This is a genomic window from Bacillus sp. L_1B0_5 (assembly GCF_000836715.1).
Lineage (GTDB): Bacteria > Bacillota > Bacilli > Bacillales > Bacillaceae_G > Bacillus_A > Bacillus_A thuringiensis_S.
In genome coordinates, this window is record NZ_JXIS01000221.1 from 1 (window position 1) to 2,183 (window position 2,183).

Sequence of the window (2,183 nt, forward strand, 5' to 3'; positions counted from 1 at the left end):
TATAAATGCTAGTTTAAATATGTACAGTAACGCTTGAATAAACATGTACATTTTCAACAGGATTATACATACTAACTCTGAGGTGGTTAGTGTGTATATCAAACTAGATATTCCAACAGAATTTGAGGTTAAAAGTCTTACAGACTTGCCGAATTTTAAAAATTTAATGGAGAACTTAAAGATGAAAGTAAATAAAAGTCAGTTGGCAAGAGAATTAAATGTTGATCGACGTACCATTGATAAATATATGAATGGTTTTACACCAAAGGGTACAAAAAAGAAAACATCAAAAATTGATGTACATTATGAAGTAATTGTAGATCTTTTATCGGATAATTCTAAACAAACCTTTTATTATATGCGGGTACTATGGCAGTATCTAACAGATAATCATGGCTTACAATGTTCACAGTCTACTTTTCGTGCTTACATTAATAGAAAACCAGAATTTAAAAAGTATTTCGAGGAAGGGAAACGAACTGTTTCAAGCAATTCGGGAAAAGTTCGATATGAAACTTCTCCTGGTGAACAAGCACAATTAGATTGGAAAGAAAGCATCAAATTTGAAACAAAAGATGGTGAAATCGTCTATGTAAATGTGGCTGTACTTTTATTGTCTTATTCACGGTTTAGAGTTTTTCATTTAAACATTTCAAAGTCTCAAAGTGTATTACTATCATTTATGACAGAGGCATTTGAAACGTTTGGTGGTGTACCGAAGGTAATCGTTACAGATAATATGAAAACTGTCATGGATGAAGCACGAACAGAACACTTTTCAGGGACAATTAATAATAAGTTTGCACAATTTGCCCAAGATTTTGATTTTAAGGTACAACCTTGTATTGCAGGACGTCCAAATACAAAGGGAAAAATAGAAGCACCAATGAAGCTTTTAGATGAAATTCATGCCTATCAAGGCAAATTCAGTTTTGAAGAATTACATGATTTCGTACAAAAGCTATGTACAAGAATTAATCAAACGTTTCATCAAGGAACTGGAAAGATTCCTATGTTCGCTTTAAAACAAGAAAAGAATCTCTTACAGCCACTCCCCCAGAGTACAATAAGAGATTCCTATAAGATTAAACATAAGCTTGTAAAAGTGAATACATCAGGAATGATATCTTACAAATCAAATCAATACTCAGTGCCACCTGAGTATCAAGGTAAGACCGTCGGTCTACAAGTTTATGATAATCAAATATATGTTTATCATAACATGAAGTTAATCGTACAACATAAAGTCAGCCAATCTAAGCTTAATTATAAAGAAGAACACTATAAAAAAGCATTGGCGAAGTCATTGCCTAAATATCCGAATATTGACAATTTAGCGAAACAAAATTTATCCGTAATTGGTGAGGTATATAAAAATGAACAATAGCTATCAACAATTAACAACAAACCTAGAATATTTAAAATTAAAACAAATGGCTCAACATTTAGGAGAAGTCGTTGATTTTAGTATTAATAACCAATTGTCATTCGTGGAAGCGCTTGTTAAGCTTACAAATTATGAAATTGACGTAAGAGAACAAAATATGATTCATTCTATGGTAAAAATGGGGGCATTTCCTCATCGAAAGGAGGTTGATGTATTTGATTTTGACTTCCAACCAAGTATTAATAAACAACAAATTTTAGATTTTATTTCTCTACGTTTCTTAGAACAACAAGAAAACATAGTATTTTTAGGCCCAAGTGGTGTTGGGAAGACACATTTAGCAACATCAATTGGTATAGCAGCAGCTAAAAAACGAACAAGTACTTATTTTATTAAATGTCATGATCTACTTCAAAATTTAAAACGTGCAAAAATTGAGAACCGCTTAGAATCTCGATTAAAACACTATACAAAGTATAAATTACTTATAATTGATGAAATTGGATATTTGCCAATTGATCCGGAGGATGCAAAACTATTCTTCCAACTCATTGATATGCGTTATGAAAAACGAAGTACAATCTTAACTACGAATGTTAATTTTAAATCATGGGATGAGATTTTCCAAGATCCTAAAATTGCGAATGCCATACTAGATCGTGTCTTACATCATGCCACAGTTGTGAGTATTGTGGGGCAATCATATCGAATTAAAGATCATTTCAGTAAAGAAAATGATTAAATTTGTACATGTTTAAACAAGCGAAAATGTACATGTTTATGTTGACATTTACAA

Annotated in this window: 2 protein-coding genes; both read left to right on the forward strand. The window is 31.5% G+C overall.

Going from position 1 to position 2,183, the window contains the following annotated elements:
- Positions 1–91: 91 nt before the first annotated feature.
- The gene (gene istA / locus RT27_RS31990; RefSeq protein ID WP_043939431.1) at positions 92–1,387 is read left to right on the forward strand and encodes an IS21 family transposase; all 1,296 of its coding nucleotides are present in this window, start codon (positions 92–94) and stop codon (positions 1,385–1,387) included.
- The gene (gene istB, locus RT27_RS31995) at positions 1,377–2,129 is read left to right on the forward strand and encodes an IS21-like element IS232 family helper ATPase IstB (protein ID WP_043939433.1); all 753 of its coding nucleotides are present in this window, start codon (positions 1,377–1,379) and stop codon (positions 2,127–2,129) included. The genes istA and istB overlap by 11 nt, the downstream gene beginning before the upstream one ends.
- Positions 2,130–2,183: the final 54 nt, after the last annotated feature.